At 56.6% G+C, this 16,206-nt stretch carries 13 protein-coding genes and 1 pseudogene; 3 read left to right on the top strand and 11 right to left on the bottom strand.

Translation table 11 applies throughout. The features are described from left to right. The first annotated feature begins 9 nt into the window (after positions 1 to 9). The gene (locus DXH95_RS14305; protein WP_115550239.1) at positions 10 to 249 is read left to right on the top strand and encodes a helix-turn-helix domain-containing protein; all 240 of its coding nucleotides are present in this window, start codon (positions 10 to 12) and stop codon (positions 247 to 249) included. Positions 250 to 303: 54 nt separating this feature from the next. On the opposite strand, the gene DXH95_RS16335 is transcribed toward DXH95_RS14305, so the two are convergent. The 3 genes and pseudogenes from DXH95_RS16335 to DXH95_RS14295 form a co-directional block, all read right to left on the bottom strand. Next, positions 304 to 429, bottom strand: a complete 126-nt coding sequence (locus tag DXH95_RS16335; RefSeq protein ID WP_275401838.1) for a hypothetical protein — start codon at positions 427 to 429, stop codon at positions 304 to 306. A 24-nt stretch (positions 430 to 453) separates the two neighbouring features. Next, positions 454 to 549: pseudogene (locus DXH95_RS16385) on the bottom strand (HGGxSTG domain-containing protein); the annotation flags it as partial. A gap of 29 nt (positions 550 to 578) precedes the next feature. Beyond that, a complete protein-coding gene (locus tag DXH95_RS14295) occupies positions 579 to 1,148 on the bottom strand; it encodes a hypothetical protein (RefSeq protein WP_147291752.1) in 570 nt (189 codons plus the stop codon). A gap of 577 nt (positions 1,149 to 1,725) precedes the next feature. Between DXH95_RS14295 and DXH95_RS14290 the strand changes: the two genes are divergently transcribed. Next, positions 1,726 to 4,149, top strand: coding sequence for a glycoside hydrolase family 3 protein (locus tag DXH95_RS14290; RefSeq protein WP_115550237.1), 2,424 nt, complete (start codon positions 1,726 to 1,728; stop codon positions 4,147 to 4,149). Positions 4,150 to 4,154: 5 nt separating this feature from the next. Here DXH95_RS14290 and DXH95_RS14285 read toward each other — a convergent pair whose 3' ends face one another. From DXH95_RS14285 to DXH95_RS14270, 4 genes are all read right to left on the bottom strand, one after another. After that, positions 4,155 to 5,354 carry an MFS transporter gene (locus DXH95_RS14285; protein WP_115550236.1) on the bottom strand — a complete coding sequence of 400 codons (1,200 nt, stop codon included), beginning with the start codon at positions 5,352 to 5,354 and terminating at the stop codon, positions 4,155 to 4,157. Continuing rightward, positions 5,341 to 6,402 carry a LacI family DNA-binding transcriptional regulator gene (locus DXH95_RS14280; RefSeq protein WP_115550235.1) on the bottom strand — a complete coding sequence of 354 codons (1,062 nt, stop codon included), beginning with the start codon at positions 6,400 to 6,402 and terminating at the stop codon, positions 5,341 to 5,343. The genes DXH95_RS14285 and DXH95_RS14280 overlap by 14 nt, the downstream gene beginning before the upstream one ends. Positions 6,403 to 6,404: 2 nt before the next feature. Next, positions 6,405 to 7,379 carry a glycoside hydrolase family 16 protein gene (locus DXH95_RS14275; RefSeq protein ID WP_115550234.1) on the bottom strand — a complete coding sequence of 325 codons (975 nt, stop codon included), beginning with the start codon at positions 7,377 to 7,379 and terminating at the stop codon, positions 6,405 to 6,407. Positions 7,380 to 7,483: 104 nt separating this feature from the next. Beyond that, entirely contained in the window at positions 7,484 to 10,714 is a 3,231-nt protein-coding gene (locus DXH95_RS14270; RefSeq protein ID WP_115550233.1) for a TonB-dependent receptor, read from the bottom strand. 163 nt (positions 10,715 to 10,877) lie between these two features. Between DXH95_RS14270 and DXH95_RS14265 the strand changes: the two genes are divergently transcribed. Continuing rightward, positions 10,878 to 12,383, top strand: a complete 1,506-nt coding sequence (locus DXH95_RS14265; protein WP_115550539.1) for a tryptophan halogenase family protein — start codon at positions 10,878 to 10,880, stop codon at positions 12,381 to 12,383. 37 nt (positions 12,384 to 12,420) lie between these two features. Here the strand turns inward: DXH95_RS14265 and ribB are convergent, their stop codons facing one another. Genes ribB through DXH95_RS14245 form a run of 4 tightly spaced genes read right to left on the bottom strand, consistent with a single transcriptional unit; the run spans position 12,421 to position 16,200 of the window. Then, a complete protein-coding gene (ribB, locus tag DXH95_RS14260; protein ID WP_115550232.1) occupies positions 12,421 to 13,035 on the bottom strand; it encodes a 3,4-dihydroxy-2-butanone-4-phosphate synthase in 615 nt (204 codons plus the stop codon). Continuing rightward, positions 13,032 to 13,610, bottom strand: a complete 579-nt coding sequence (locus DXH95_RS14255; protein ID WP_115550231.1) for an NADPH-dependent FMN reductase — start codon at positions 13,608 to 13,610, stop codon at positions 13,032 to 13,034. The genes ribB and DXH95_RS14255 overlap by 4 nt, the downstream gene beginning before the upstream one ends. Beyond that, complete coding sequence (glpD, locus tag DXH95_RS14250; RefSeq protein ID WP_115550230.1) at positions 13,607 to 15,088, bottom strand: glycerol-3-phosphate dehydrogenase; 1,482 nt, start codon at positions 15,086 to 15,088, stop codon at positions 13,607 to 13,609. The genes DXH95_RS14255 and glpD overlap by 4 nt, the downstream gene beginning before the upstream one ends. Before the next feature lie 23 nt (positions 15,089 to 15,111). Beyond that, positions 15,112 to 16,200 (bottom strand): LLM class flavin-dependent oxidoreductase, encoded by a 1,089-nt coding sequence (locus DXH95_RS14245; protein ID WP_115550229.1) that lies wholly within the window; start codon positions 16,198 to 16,200, stop codon positions 15,112 to 15,114. Positions 16,201 to 16,206: the final 6 nt, after the last annotated feature.

Genomic DNA, 16,206 nt, shown 5'->3' with positions numbered 1-16,206 from the left:
GGAGCGTCAATGATAATTTCAGCTCAAATTCGAGCTGCGCGAACTGCGCTAGGTTGGACTACTTCACAACTCGCTGACTATGCGGGCGTTGCAACACGAACCGTCCTTAGACTTGAAACATCGCGAGGCATCCCCAACGCAAACGCAAATACACTTCATAAAATCCAAGCTGCACTCGAAGCCGCCGGCATCGAGTTTATCGGCTCGCCCGATGATGCGCCTGGTATTCGCATTCACGCACCAAAATGATCTGCACTACTTAGATTTCAAACGCGCCAGGCGCTTTCGATCATTGGTTTCGCTTCACTGCTTCTCGCGCAGGCTTTTGAGGAATGCTTGGGATTCGCGAATGAGCGCGGCGATTTCGCGTCGCTCGGCAATTGCCTTGGCGGTATACAACCCCTTCTTCAGCGCATTCTGATTGTCCATTGGAGCGCCGGACCCAACTGCACCGCCATGCATGCGGCATCGCGCACGACCCTTCACTGCAGGCGTAGCACAGAAGCCGCCATTCCTTGTCTTGGCCCCGCAGCGCCGGGCTAGCCGCATGCCATCGATATTGCGGGGATGGTCTCCGCTCACGATTTTGTGATCTGCTTCAATTGATCGGAAGCGGGGGAAACAAACTCATCGATCGCACCGGACGACACTTTGATCGATTTGGATTTTTCGTTTTCCAAGGCCGCCAAGTGCTCTTGAAGCAACATTTTTTTCATTCGGAAAACGCGGTGCTTACCGAGCGCTGCCATTTGTTGGGAATATGTTTTCATCAAGCGGTTGCCTTGATTGTAAAGCTTTATCGATTCGTCAGCGCAAATTGAACTGTTGGCCGCGGCTCGAAACAGGTCCATCGCATGTTTGTGGACCGTCATCATCTGTATGACCAAAATGCTTTCTGCTGCATCTTTGGGGTCGAAGCTTTGATACTGACTTATCGCCTCATCGAAATGTGTGTTCGGAAATCTCGGCATCACGCCGCGCTCCGCGAGCATCTCGCTTATGGCCTCTTGCTTAGCCAGCTCGCAACCGCTGCTACTCCGCCGGTCGAAATAAGCGATCTCGGCCAATTCGTGGATAGGTAATCGACCTTCCTCATCGAGAAGGATGTCGATCGATTCTTCATAGGATGGAAGTCTAATTTCTTTCATATGGAAATAACTATTCATCGCGAGAAAATGGTCAAGCAAATATGTTTGCTGAAAAATTCAAATTCAAAGTAATATTAAATTGGCTTTCCGTACTGGAAAAATCAGCAGAAAATTCATCGTTTATTATAATATAGATCAATCATATATTTTTCATATGAATTTCTAGAAATTTTTCCATTATGGAAAAATCCAAATCATCTTCGAATCGCCTTGATTGATTTCTTCGGTCGCTGCTATTCGTGACTGGTGCTGAAACATTGCGAATCAGCCACCCAAGGGGGCGCAACACCCTCCCAGAACCCCGTCAGATTCTACAGTGTACGGGGTTGATTTTCATTTATTCAGTTCATTTTTTCGGATTGGTGAATTTTCAGAAAATTCATCGACGCCGCAAATTCCCGATAACGGGGGTTTTGATTAGCGGCCCTGATGCTTCGCTTTATCCAAATGATCTGCCATCAAGCCATTTGGCAATGTTTAAGCCGTGATCTATCGCTCCACGATACCCCTTGATTTTACCATCCGTCCATGCGAACCAAGCTATGAGAACGTTCACAAATACGACGGATGAGGATAGATGCTAGCCAAGAAATCGACCGTCGCGCTTGCCTTTACTTTGCTGGGGTTTGCGCCGTCTTTGAGTCTAGCCAAGCCGGGAGAGGCAATCCCGCCGGAAGCCCGGGCAAATCCTGCGCTGTGGCCCGAGGCGAGCAGCCCAGCAGCCATTACCGATGCAAAGACAGAAAAGCAGATTGATGCCCTGTTGGCAAAAATGACGCTAACGCAAAAGGTGGGACAGCTGATCCAGGCGGATATCAGTGCGATTACACCTGCGGATTTGAAGCGCTATCCGCTGGGTTCGATTCTGGCGGGCGGCAATTCCGGCCCCTATGGCGACGAACGGGCGAGTGCTGCCAAATGGGCCAAATTGGTTAGCGAATTTCGCACCGTTTCCAGAAAATCGGGCGCCGCTATCCCGATCCTTTTTGGCGTAGATGCGGTACACGGCCATTCCAACCTGCCTGAAGCAACGATTTTCCCGCACAATATCGGCCTTGGTGCCGCACGCGACACGAACCTGATCCAGCGCATCGGTGCAGCAACCGCTGCGGAGATTGCCGGCAGCGGTATCGAATGGACATTCGCACCCACCTTGGCTGTGCCGCAGGATTTGAGGTGGGGCCGGGCCTATGAAGGCTATTCATCCGATCCAGCCGTTGTTGCCGACTATGCCCGCGCAATGACGCTTGGCTTACAAGGGCCGCTAGTTGCAGGGGTTCCGTTGGGAACTAGTCAGGTCGCCGCTACGGCAAAGCATTTTCTGGCCGATGGTGGTACATTGGATGGACGCGATCAGGGCGACGCACGCATCAGTGAAGCCGAACTGATCGCAAAGCATGCGCTAGGATATCCGGCCTCCATCAATGCCGGAGCGCTGACCGTTATGGCCAGCTTTTCGAGCTGGAACGGTGTAAAGCACCACGGCAACGCAACACTTCTTACTGATGTGCTGAAAGGCCGCATGGGTTTTGCTGGCTTGGTCGTTGGTGACTGGAATGGTCACGGCCAGGTTGCGGGTTGCTCGGCTACCAATTGTCCCGCTGCAATCAGTGCCGGGCTCGACATGTATATGGCTCCGGAAAGCTGGAAACAGCTTTATGCAACGACGCTTACCGCTGCCAAAAAAGGAGTGATCCCGGCGTCGCGAATTGACGATGCGGTCCGCCGCATTTTGCGCGTCAAATTCAAGCTGGGATTGATGGGCGACGCCCGGGTAGATCGCGGAAACACCGCACTGGTTGGCGCGCCAGAGCATTTGGAATTGGCGCGCGAGGCAGTTTCCAAGTCGTTGGTGCTGCTGAAAAACGACCAAGCGACCCTCCCGATCCGCAAGGGTGCGCGCGTTCTGATTGCCGGGCCCGGAGCGGATGATATGGCGATGCAGGCCGGCGGCTGGACGATCACCTGGCAAGGCACCGACACTGCAGCAAAGGACTTTGCAAACGGCCAAACCATCGGTCGTGCCATTTTCGACGCCGTACGCTCGAACGGCGGACAAGCGACGATAGCGGTGGATGGACAGTTTGAGACCAAACCCGACCTCGCCATCGTCGTCATAGGCGAAAAACCCTATGCCGAATTCGAAGGCGATATACCCAATCTGGCTTTTCAACCGAAGTCCGGTGAGGAGGAACTGATCGCGCGACTGAAAGCACATGGCATGAAGGTCGTTGTCATATTTCTATCAGGCCGCCCGATGTTTACCGGCAAGCTTCTCAATCAAGCCGATGCCTTTGTAGCGGCATGGCTGCCCGGCACTCAGGGGCGCGGCATAGCCGATGTTCTGGTGGCGGGTGCTAATGGCAAAACGCTGCGCGACTTTACCGGGCGGCTACCCTTTGCATGGCCAGCCGATGCCCGCGCACCGCTGACCGAGCCATTATTCCCGGTCGGCTACGGCATTGACTACGCACATCGCGGCACCCTGGCACCAGTGAACGAAGACCCACGTGTCGACCTGTCTGCAATGAATCCATCGAATCTCTATATGATCCGGGGCAAGGCACCCGCCCCATGGCGGATTACGCTCGATGGCTCGGTCAGCGCCCGTGCCGTGGACATTTCAGCACAGGAAGATGCACGGCAGTTTTCGTGGAACAGCAAAGGTACGTTGGCAATTGAAGGAGCAGCGGTAAATTTGACCCAGCAGGCCGATGAAGGCTATGCGTTGCTTTTGGACTGGCGCATCGACCAACCGTCGACCGGAGCGGTCACGATCTCTTTTGGTGGTGCAGCGATCGACGTTCAGAAGCTGCTGCGCACGCAGCAGGCCGGGAAAGCCACACAAACACGCATTCCGCTTCGCTGCTTCAGCGCAGTAGGCGCAAATCTTGGCGCAGTCGGATCGCCATTCAGAATGGAAGCAACCGGCGGTTTTGTCGCGACCATCCGCAACGTTCAGATTGAGAAGGCAAGCGCCAGTATCCCTTGCCCGGGCTAAACGACCTAGCGCGGAATTCTGAGCAGCAGCAGGCAGGCGAGCGCCGCCAGACCTGCAAGTAAAAGGAACAGCGCGTCGAACCCGTACAGCGGCACCAGTGCCAGTGTCAGCCAAGGCATGATCAAAGACGGGACTGTGTTTGTCAGGTTGAACAGTCCAAGATCACGCCCACGAGTCTTTGGGGCAGGCAGAACGCGAAGCGTCTGACTGGAATGCAGCGCCAAAAAAATGCTGCTGGCCAGTCCGAAGACAACATAGCCGCTGATCGCCAAGACGAGATCAGACGCAACAGACATGAGAAGCAAGCCGACAGCAGCGATTGCCGAGCAAAGGACAAGCGGGAGAATGGGTCGGTCCGTGCGATCTGACCAGCGGCCGATATTGAGAGCAAAAAGCACGGCCGCACCCAAAACAAATGTGAAAATGGCAGCGGCACGGTTCTCACCAAATCCTGGTTCAACACTGCGGAACCAAAGCAGCAGAAAGGCGAACAACGACGCCTCGGCAATTTGAACCAGCAAACGTGCCAACCACATATGGGTAACGGCGATGTCAGTGAGCCCTGTTCTGCTCACTCTTGGTTTCGGATGTATATCAATGTGAATCAATTGCGGCATTGGTATCGGTCGACCGAACAGAAGCAACGGAGCCACCAGTATAGCGACCAGTCCGACAATCCAGAACAACCGCTCACCAGAGCCGGCAAATCCATGCAATGTGACCAGCATACCCGACAATGCGCCCAAAGCCGGGGCAAGCGCCTGCAAGCCCCCAAGCATCCCTTTTTGTGAGTCCGGAACCGTATCCCCCGCCCAGGCCGCAAGCGGCGCAAGCATCATGTTGAGGCAGAACTGCCAACCGACGATCATCGCGATCAACATCGATGCGGTGGTAGCCAGTGGCATAGCAAGCAGCAGTGCTGAGGACAGAACCAGCCCAGCCGCGATCCAGGGGCGCCTTGTGCCGCTGATGTCGCTTGCCCAGCCAAAGCCGATATTGGCCAGGCTTGCCGCAATGGCCCCGGCGAAAGCGACATGGGCCAAAAGGTTTAACGCATTGGTGCCCGCAAACGCCGAAGCCTGCAACGGCAGCAATATGGTCAGGAAGGGGATGTAGGCGATCGAACCGCCTGATATGGCGAGCGCATAGAGATACAGAAAAAGCGTGGACTGACCCCCGCTTGTAGGGGTTTCAGCGCGGTGCATTTCCACCCGGAGGAGCCGTACTTCCGCGCTGTACAAGACAGCTTTCGGTAACAACTGGTTGTGCCTGATCCGGCGCATTGCCTTTGGTAATCAGCAACTCTACCGCTTTTGCGAAAGTTGCCGCGATGGGCTGATCTATCGCCGTGAGTTGCGGAACGGTGAACCGCGTCACCGGCGTGTTGTCAAAACTCACTAGCGATAGGTCTTCGGGTACTCTTAATCTTCTTTCAATCGCGGTATCTAGCGCGGCAAGCGCCATCTGGTCACTGCTGGCAATAATAGCTGTGGGCCGCGGGTTTTGCTCGAGCAGCGTGCGGGCCGCTGCTGCGCCACTGTCATAGCCGAAGTCCCCCTGCGCACACAGTCCTGCATGCGGCAGTCCAGCAGCCGCCATTGCGTTGCGCCACCCGTCAACGCGCCAGCTCGAGAGGCTATATTCATCGGATCCAGCTATGAAGCCGATACAGCTATGCCCCAGGCCGATCAAATGTTCTGTAGCGAGCCGTGCCGAGCCCTCGTCGCCCATTGTCATGGCAATGCCGGGGCCTGGCTCAATCGAACCAATGCGAGCGAAAGCTATGCGCCGCTCTACAAGCAGACCCGTAATAAGTGGATTCTCGGAGTGGGGCGGTGTCAGGATCACGCCATCGGGCTGCAGCGCGGCGATAGTCGCCCCCAACTCCCTTTCGACATGGTCGCTGTGCGTATCGACCAGTTCGAAAATCATCCGATAGCCATATTCAGCGGATTTCAGCATCCCCCCTAACAGCATCTGGTCGACCCAGTCGCTGCCCTGCCGTGTGCGCCAATCGGCAATCGTGCGATCGCGATCATTGATTGCCAATATCAGGTAGGAACGCGAGCCGCTCATGCGTTGCGCCGCAATCGAGGGGACATAGCCAAGCTTGTCGATCGAGGCCTGTACCTTGGCCTTCATGGCAGGCCGGACATTGGGTTCATTATTGATGACACGACTAACCGTTTGCAGGGAAACTCCTGCATCGGCGGCAACGTGTTTGATCGTGACTGCTTGGCGGCGTCTCGCCATACCTATTTGTCCCCTTCGACGCCCTTCATGCACGCCAGGCCCTTTTCCCTGTCACCGCGACATTGATAGATGCGAATCCAGTCGATGGCGAATTCGGCTGGCACAACATTTTTGGCGACCCCTTTGTCATTATTGTCTTCCGAGAGCTTTCCACCAATCGCCAGATTGGCCATGATGTAAAAGCGCTGGTCAAATGGCGCAACGGGATTTCCTTTGGCCTTGGGAGAGGCACTGCTCCAGTCTTTCTCGGTTAGTTCCCAATATTTCCGGCCATCAAGGTAGAAGTGCATCAGCCCTTCGCCCCATTCGAGCGTCCAGACATGAAAATCGTCAGAGGGCAGCGCGTGAGAAGGCAGCGCTACCCTTGTGTCGCGAACTAAGTTCTTGGGTGGATAATCTCCAAAATGCAGCGCGCTGATCATCCGGTTTTCGCCGACATTTCCATCGCATTGCGGGCAAGTCGTACCAAGATTGACGCCTTCCAATATATCGATCTCGCCTGAAAGCGGCCATCGCCCATAGAAGTTTTCAGACGGCATCATCCATACGGCAGGCCATGTTCCCTGCCCCTTGGGCGGCTTTGCGCGGAATTCGACCTTGCCATATTTCCAGCTGGAAAGACCCAGCGTGCGGATCTTTCCCGATGTATAAGGTTGCGCCTTTTTGGGATTGGGGTTTGCCGCAATTTCGGGCGGGCGGTCCGGACCGTGGAATTTTTCCTTATAGGCAATCAGGCGCAAATAGCCGTTTGAGACGCGGATGTTTTTCGTCCGGTCGGTATAGCATTGGCGTTCGTTGTTACCGCCACCCCAGCAGGAAATTTCCGGTATCCATTTGCTGCGATCAAGCTGGATCCCGTCAAACTCGTCTGACCAAACCAACTCCCATTCATTCGGGTTCGAAATGACGTGGCTGGCGGATACATTGCCGACCGCCAGTCCGGCCAGAATTGGCAGTACCGCTTGCTCAAAGGTCATCTTTCCCCTCCTTCTCAGGTTGCAATAGGCGGGATTCGTCTAGATGCAAAACGGGCCCAGGTCTTGAGACCAGAGCCCGTTTTATATTCACATTTGCCCGACTGTTAAAAGTCGAAGCGCGCCATAAAGGTGAAGCGGCGGTCGTTGCGGAACGCCGAACGGGTCAAGCGTGTTCCATCGAAATCGACCACCTGCGAGGTTCGTGTGACCGCATCGAGCAGGTTCACACCCTGAACCCCAAGTTTGATATTATCCGTAACCGAATAGAATATCGACGCGTCGAGTTGGCCGGTAGATTCCTGCCAAATCGGCGAGAACGGGAAAATGTCATCGCGCGGGGTGATCAGGAAATCCGACCGCCAGTTATAGGCCGCACGCAATGCCAGCGGACCTTTCTCATAGAAGACCGTCGCGTTCACCGTGTGTTTCGAAACGCCCTGGAGCGGCTGGAGCGAAGCAAAGGTGCCGCGGTTCCCGATGAGGTCAGCGTTGGAGAAATCGCCCGCATCGACATAGGTGTAGGTCAATTGTGTACCGAGCCCGCTCAGCAACCCCGGAAGGAAATCGTAGGTCTGCTGATAGCTGAGTTCGACACCCTTGAGGGTTCCACCCAGTTCGTTGCTCGGGCCATTGACCTCAACAGCGATGTCGCCATTGGCGGACGGATAATCGACGACGTTGGAACCGCTGCTGACGATCCCCTTAATGTCCTTGAGGAACGCAGAAACCGAAATCGAACCAACTGTGTCGAAATACCACTCAGCCGAAAGATCGTAGTTCCACGATTGGGTCGCTTGAACGTTCCGGTTACCAGTCGAGAGCTGGAACAGCGGGCCGGTTGCCAACGTGCCGTCGGCCAAAAGATCCGCGGTGTTGTCAGCAATGACACCGCCAGCGCGGAACAGTGCCAGGTCGGGGCGCGAAATACCCTTTGAAACTGCAAAGCGGAACAACAGGCCACCACCGACGTCGAGCTTCGCGTTGAAACTGGGTAGCCAGTGATCAAATGTTATGTCGCGATCGTCGACGATGACCTGCCCGGTATGTGCCGCCGCAAATTCGGCCTGTCTGGTGGCCGACAAGGAACAGAATCCGGGTGCCTGTTGGCCAACCACGACATTGCTACATGCTGTCTGGATTTCAGACACCTGCACCACGCCGTCGCCATTGCCACCGGCTGCCAAGGCGTCGAACCGGTTGGGGTTCGGCAATGTAATTCTACCACCGCTTTTGACTGTGGTGTGGACATAGCGGACACCGAAATTGCCCACGACATTCCAGCCATTACCGAAATCAGTGCCGAAATCGACGCGTGCATAGCCCGCCTTGGTATATTCGGTGACATCCGAAATATCGCCTGTGCAGAACGGGGTACAGGCTGATCCGTCAGAATTGGTACGATCTGTGATTGGTTCCCATGCTTCGCCCAAGCGGTCCGGGAATGACCAACGGGTGATCGCGGCGCCCTGCGCGGCAGTCGTACCGTTCAGATATTCGCCGATGAAATCGTCACCGCCATAGAAATACCCGCCGCCATTGGCGATCGGAACCGGGGCATTGCCGCGCTGGAAGCCATCGGCAAACGGATTCCGGAAGGAAGATGCATCGGGGAAATCGATCGGGTAAGCACCGCCGCCGCCGCCATAGGGGCGTGCACCGGGCAACGGTCCGCTTGGACCAGGCCTGTTCCAGGATCCGTCGCGACCTGTCCAGGGCGCGCCAAGCGTACCCCAGTTGCCAAAGTTTGTATCGCGCGTAATCCGGTCACGCTCTGCCCATCGCGTTCCGAAACGGGCGCTCTTGAAGAAGCCTTCATCGCTAATGTCATACTCGGCGTCAAAACGAACACTGTTGAGATCGCCTTCGTTGCGCGCCTGGCTATCGAGCAAGAACCAGAAATAGGTATATTCGGGGCTGCCATAGATTCCTTGCGGCGCGCCTTGCGGCAGTATGAACTCAACCTTCGGGACATTGCCGCTATTATCGATGCGGACATCGGAGAATGTCGCCATCGTGCCGATAATCGCATCCTGGCTCAGCTCTGACCCGATATGCTGCAGCTCAAAGTTGAAACGCAAGCGATCGGTCGCTTCGAACTTGGCATCGAAAGAGAAATCCTCAGTCGTAGCTTTGGTCTTGCGCTGAAAGCGCAACAACTCTGTCGGCAAACCACCCCAGGGCGAGAAACCGGAATCGCCACCGGTCTGGGTCAGGGTACCGGTCTGGAACACATTGTTATCGTCAAAGGTCCAAGTGCTGCCAGCGGCCTGCACCGGGAAGCCAGCATCATTATTCACCAATGCCAATATGGCATATTCGTCTGTGAAGAATTTGGTGTTCGAGCGCAGGAATTCGGCAGTTGCAACCAGTCGACCGTCGCCGCTTTCAAATTGTGCAACGGCTGAAAACGCCTCGCGATCGCGTTCCAGCGTAGTGGTGCGCACGCCCGCACCCTTGGGGACGATGACTGTACCGGCGGGCGGGAAGTTGGTCTCATTGAAACTTGTGCTGTTGCCAAAGCCGCCTGAGCCTACATCCCGTACACGCAGACAGGTAGATGTCAGCGTGTTGGCACGGTAGCAAGGGTCGGTGAGCTGCGAAGCGTCGGTGCGACTGATGAGTTCGGATTTAGCATATCCAAGCTGCAAGCCGAACTTGCTTCCTCCGCTGGTTTCCCAGGTGTTGGAAATGATACCGGAGAAGCCGGGCGACCATTCTTTGGCGAGATCGCCATAATTGCCCTCAATCGTGCCGGCGACCTTGAATCCGGGATTGTCGAGAGGCTTGCGCGTGACGAGATTGACGGTACCGGCAATGCCCCCATCAATCATGTCGGGTGTTACGTTTTTGAAGACTTCGACACGTCCCAGCAGTTCGGGCGACACGTCATTGAAAGACAATACCGTACCACCGGTCGCGGAAAAGATGTCGCGCCCGTTCAATTCCGAACGGACAAAAGGCAGGCCACGGATAATGACGCCAGTACCCTCGACCGAGAAACGATCCGGGTCAGTCGTCTTTTCAAAGCGCCCGATGTTAACGCCCGGAACGCGCTGAAGCGCTTCCGCAACCGAACGGTCAGGCAGAGCACCGATGTCTTCCGCCGTAATGACGTCTACGAAAGTGTCTGCTTCCTTCTTTATACCCTGTGCATTTTCGAGTGATTTGCGAAAGCCGCTGACAACAATTTCATTTTCCGTATCTTCGGCGGCAGTGCTCGCATCCGCTTCTACTGCTGATTGTGCGAAAGCTGGTTGGGTCGCAAGCGCACACAGCGCGAGGCCTGAAGCCGTCGAAAGCGCCGCAAAACGGCTGGTGCGCACGAATTTTGACATGGTAGCCAAGCAAACCTCCCTAAATCCTCCTGCGGGGGTATGAGTCCCTCCGTCATTTTGACACATAATGCCAATTGAGAGCGTTCACAAGACACAAAATGAACGTTCACAATTGGCGCAGCTGCGTTATATGTCTATACAGTTTCTGGGAGGAAAAGGCGCCATGGCCATAGATAAAATCGTGATTGTCGGCGGCGGAACCGCAGGCTGGATGGCGGCCGCCGCACTTTCCCGCCTCCGCGCTGGACGCGATGTCGCAATCACGCTTGTCGAATCGGAGATGATCGGCACCGTCGGCGTCGGTGAAGCCACCATTCCGCCTTTCCTCGATTTCAACAAGCTGCTCGAGGTGGACGAACGCGAAATGCTGTCCGCCGTGCAGGGCAGTTTCAAACTGGGCATCCAGTTCGTCAACTGGGGCAAGATTGGCGACAGCTATATCCACCCCTTCGGCAATTATGGCTATCAAATGGGGGGCATGTCCTTCCACCACACCTGGCACAAATTCAAGGCGACGGGAGACAAGCGACCAATCCAGGTCTTTAACCTCGAAACCATGGCCGCCTATTTCGGTCGCTTTGCCCGCACCGAAGATTATGCGCGCGAAGATCTGCCTCCGGTCAACTATGCCTATCATCTTGATGCTGGCCGCTATGCCCGCTTCCTGCGCGGCTATGCCGAGAAGCGCGGCGTTGTCCGCCTGGAAGGCAAGGTCAATGATGTCGCGATTGATGGCGAAAGCGGTTTCGTTACCTCGATCACACTGGAAGACGGTACGCAAATCGCAGGCGATCTCTTCATCGATTGCTCGGGCTTTCGCGGTCTCCTGATCGAACAGGCACTGAAGACCGGTTATGAGGATTGGACCAACTATCTGCCCTGCGACCGCGCGGTCGCCCTTCCCTGTGAGCGCGAAGATGGCAGCGGCCCCCTGCCTTATACCCGTGCCACCGCACACAAGGCGGGCTGGCAATGGCAGGTCCCGCTGCAGCACCGCAACGGCAACGGCCATGTCTATTGCAGCCAATTCATGTCGGATGACGAGGCGCTGGACATATTGGTGAACAACATTGCCGGAAAGCCAGGTGCGGACCCCAACTTCCTCCGCTTCACCACCGGACGGCGCAAGAAATTCTGGAACAAAAATGTCGTGGCACTTGGTCTTTCGGCGGGCTTTATGGAGCCGCTTGAATCGACATCAATCCACCTCATCAATACGGGCATCAACAAACTAATTGCGCTATTGTCACTCGACGGGATTACCCAGACGCAGGAAGATGCCTTCAATCGCCTGACCGGCAAGGAATATGCGCGCATTCGCGACTTTCTGATCCTCCATTACAACACGACCGCAAGAAACGACAGCGCGTTCTGGAACTATTGCCGCACTATGGCGGTACCCGAAAGCCTGACTGAAAAGACTGATCTTTTTCGCCTTAACGGCCAGATTTTCCGCGAGGACGATGAACTGTTCACCGAGACCAGCTGGGCCGCGGTAATGATGGGACAAGGCATCATGATGAACGGCCACAATCCGATGGCCGATTGCCTCAATCAGCCCTCAACCAGGCAAGAGCTCGACGCGATCGAGCAATCGATCCGTTATGTCGTCCAGCATATGCCCAGCCATGGCGACTATCTGAAAAAATATTGCCCGGCACCGGCCTGAGGCCGATTTCAGCAGTTTGACCGAGCCTTTGTTGCCCTCAATCTGCAGGGTGCAGATTGTCCATTTGCGCCAGCAGATCATCGATGTCGGCAACTTTCAGATCAAAGCGCGCAATCAGATCGCTTATATCGTTGAGCCTCGCCATCTCGCCATCATCGCGCATGATCGAGCAAATGACTGCCGTATCTCCGCACCCGGCAAGGCGACACAGATCGATCGAGGCTTCAGCGGCTGCCGGTCGCTCGGCTGTGCCGCCATCGGCTGCGATCAGCGGGAAGACATGCCCGGGGGAGACCAGATCGTCGCTATTCGCACCATCGGCCACTGCAACTTCGACTGTCTTCGCCCGATCTGCTGCAGAAATGCCTGTCGTCACATCGGCGCGCGCCTCAATCGATCGACCGAAGGGACGGCCTGACTGGCGCTCGCTGCCGGGATTGATTAGGCTGATGCCCAGTTTGACGGCCCTTGCGGGCGTCAACGATAGGCAGATAAGGCCGCGGCCATGGCGCGCCATGAAGTTGATCGCATCGGCTGTGATATGCTTGGCTGCAACCGCGAAATCAATGTCACCCCGGCGGAACCGGTCGCCGGTGATGACGATGATTTCACCCTTGCTGAAGGCTTCGATGGCCGCGTCCAGATTGCTCATGCGGCGTCTCCGGCGGTAGCGGCAAAACTGCGCGCACCCTGCACCACCTGCTTGCCGACAATATCAAGCTGCATAGAAATCCGGTCGTCAAGACATTCACCGTCGGGTGAAAACAAGTTCGGATAGGTGCGAACAGTCGCGCCCATTGGCGTGGGCCAACCCCGCAGAGCGTGGACGATACTGCGCAAGGTCTGCATCGTGCTCATGCTGGCTTGGTCCCCAAAGGCGGTGGCTATCAGGCCGACAGCGCGGCCATCAAGATACGGCCGGTCATCTTTTGAGAGGTCTTCAAGATAGTCGAGCGCGTTCTTGACCAGCCCCGAAATTGTACCGTGATAGCCAGGGGCGGCGATGATCACGCCATCGGCTATGCGGACCGCTTCGACCATTTCCGCGCCGTCTGTGGCGCTGTGCGCGGTGCTCCGATAGTGGGGGAGGGCTGCGAGATACTCGCCGCCGAACAATTTGACCTCGGCCCCCTGTGCTTCAGCAACAGCCAATGCAGTGCACAGTGCCATTTCGGTCGAGCTGCCGGGGTTGATCGTTCCGCCGATCGCGACAATTTTGGGGCTCATGCGGCCACCACCTTTCGTAAATGGTTTTCGAGCTGCAGTTGCTCTTCGTGCGTCATGCGGAGGCCCAGCTTTGTGCGCCGCCACAATATGTCTACGGCCGTGCGCGCCCACTCTTTGCTAATCAAATGCTCAACTTCGCGTTCGGTCAGGCCATGGCCGAAATGCTGACCGCAATCGGAGAGGAATTTTGCGTCGCCGAGGATGGTATAGCTGTCCAGGCCATAGCTTTTGAACAGACGGTCCGCCCAATCGGGTTCGAGGAAGGGATAGCGTTGCTCGAGCTTCTGCCTCTCTTCTGCCGTCGCGTCGACATCAAAATCACCCCCTGGCAACGCTTCGGATCCGGTCCAATGCCTGTTCTGCGGCAGCGGTAATCGTGTGGCGAGCAGATCGACCGCTTCCTCGGCCAAATGGCGGTAGGTTGTGATCTTGCCTCCGAAAATGTTGAGAATGGGTGCGCCGTCTTCGGCAACGCTCAAATCCAGCCGATAGCCACGCGTTGCCGCCTCGGGTTTGCCCGAACCGTCGTCGACCAGCGGCCGCACGCCCGAATAGGACCAGACGACATCTTCGGGCCGGACCGGCTTGCGGAAAAAGTGGCTCGCCCCTTCGCACAGATAGGCGATTTCTTCACGGCTGGCTTCGATATGGTCCAGGCCGCTCTTATGATCGGCATCAGTGGTGCCGATCAGCGTGAAATCATGCTCATAAGGGATCGCAAAGAAAATCCGGCCATCGGGAAGCTGGAAGAAATAGGGATAGGGATGGTCGTACAATTTGGGCACGACAATATGCGACCCGCGCACCAGCCGCATGGCATATTCCGCCTTGTCCGGGCTGTGACTCAGTACCTGCAACACCGAAGGACCGGCAGCATTGACGATCGCGCGCGCCTGGAAAGAGCGCCTGCCCGCTTCGATATGCCAGACGCCATCCTTGCGCTCGAGACGCGTGACAGGGCAACGCGTCTCTATATCCGCGCCACGAATGGCAGCGTCGCGGGCGTTGAGAACGACCAGCCGGGCGTCGTCGACCCAGCAATCCGAATAGACGAAACCATTGGTGAATTCAGGCTTCAATGGTCCGCCCGCGGGATGCTGGGCTAGGTTGATACTTTGGGTAGCAGGCAGGCGTTTGCGGGCACCCAAATGGTCGTAAAGAAACAGGCCTAGCCGCAGTAGCCAGCGCGGCCGCAGCCCTTTCACATGCGGCAATACAAAACGCATCGGCCAGATGATATGCGGGGCAATCGCCCATAAAACCTCGCGCTCAGTCAGTGATTCGCGAACGAGGGCGAATTCATAATGTTCGAGATAGCGCAGACCGCCATGGATCAGCTTGCTCGATGCAGAAGAGGTGCCGCTCGCCAGATCCTTGGCCTCCAGCAGCAGCACATGCGCGCCCCGTCCGGCCGCATCGCGCGCGATGCCGCATCCATTGACCCCACCGCCAATGACCGCGACATCGTAAATCTCCATCACTGCTCCCTATCTAGGCGGTGCTACAGCACCAGCGGTCCGTGCTGGATATGCGGCAGGACGTAGCGCGCGAACATGTCCGCTTCCTGCATATGCGGATAGCCGGAGAGGATGAAGGCCTCAATGCCTTCCGCCTGATAAGCGCGCAATTTGGCGAGCACCTGATCGGGGGTGCCGACGATGGCTGCACCACAGCCGGAACGCGCACGCCCTATCCCGGTCCACAGATTGTCTTCAACGAAGCCGTCACCGCCCGCGGCGCCGCGCAATTCCTGCTGACGCTGCACGCCGTAATTTTTGGCATCGAGCGACTTTTCGCGGATGGCCTTGCCCGCATCCTCATCGAGCTTGGACAGCAACCGGTCGGCATAGGCGCGCGCTTCATCTTCGGTTTCGCGCACGACGACATGGACGCGGTAGCCGAACTTCAGACTGCGGCCCTTCGCGGCGGCGCGCTGCTTCATGTCGGTAATGGTTTCGCGCACCTTGTCCATCGTATCGGGCCACATCAGATAGACGTCACAGCCCTCTGCCGCGCACTCGCGCGCTTCGTGGCTGAGGCCGCCGAAATAGAAGGCCGGGCATGTACCCGACAGGGTGGTGATACGCGCCGGATCGAGCTGGAGGTTGTAGAACTCGCCCTGGAAATCGAGATACTCGCCATTGAGCAGCGTGCGGACGATTTTCATGATCTCGGTTGCGCGGCGGTAGCGCGGGCCGCTTTCGATCTTTTCTCCGGGCATGTCGGACGAGATGATGTTGACGTTGAGCCGTCCGCCGGTTCCGGCAACATTAGGGCCAAGGATGCGGTCAAGCGTGGCGATGCGGCGCGCAAGCTGCGGCGGCCAGTCTTCACCCATACGCGTCGCCCAAAGCAGCTTCATGCGTTTGACCTGCGTGGCAACGGCAGCTGCAAAGGCGGTGGTGTCTAGGCCGAGCTGATATCCCGAGGGGAGGAGGATATTGTCGAATCCGCCTTCTTCGGCGCGCAGCACGATGTTGCGGCAATGCTCCCAGCTCGATTGCAGAAAGGGATCGGGCACGCCCAGAAACTCGTAATCGTCGTCGCACAGCGCCGAAAACCAGGCGATTTCGCATTGTTGGCCGCTCATATCCGT

Source organism: Sphingorhabdus pulchriflava (assembly GCF_003367235.1).
Lineage (GTDB): Bacteria > Pseudomonadota > Alphaproteobacteria > Sphingomonadales > Sphingomonadaceae > Sphingorhabdus_B > Sphingorhabdus_B pulchriflava.
This window is presented reverse-complemented; position numbering and strand designations above follow the sequence as displayed.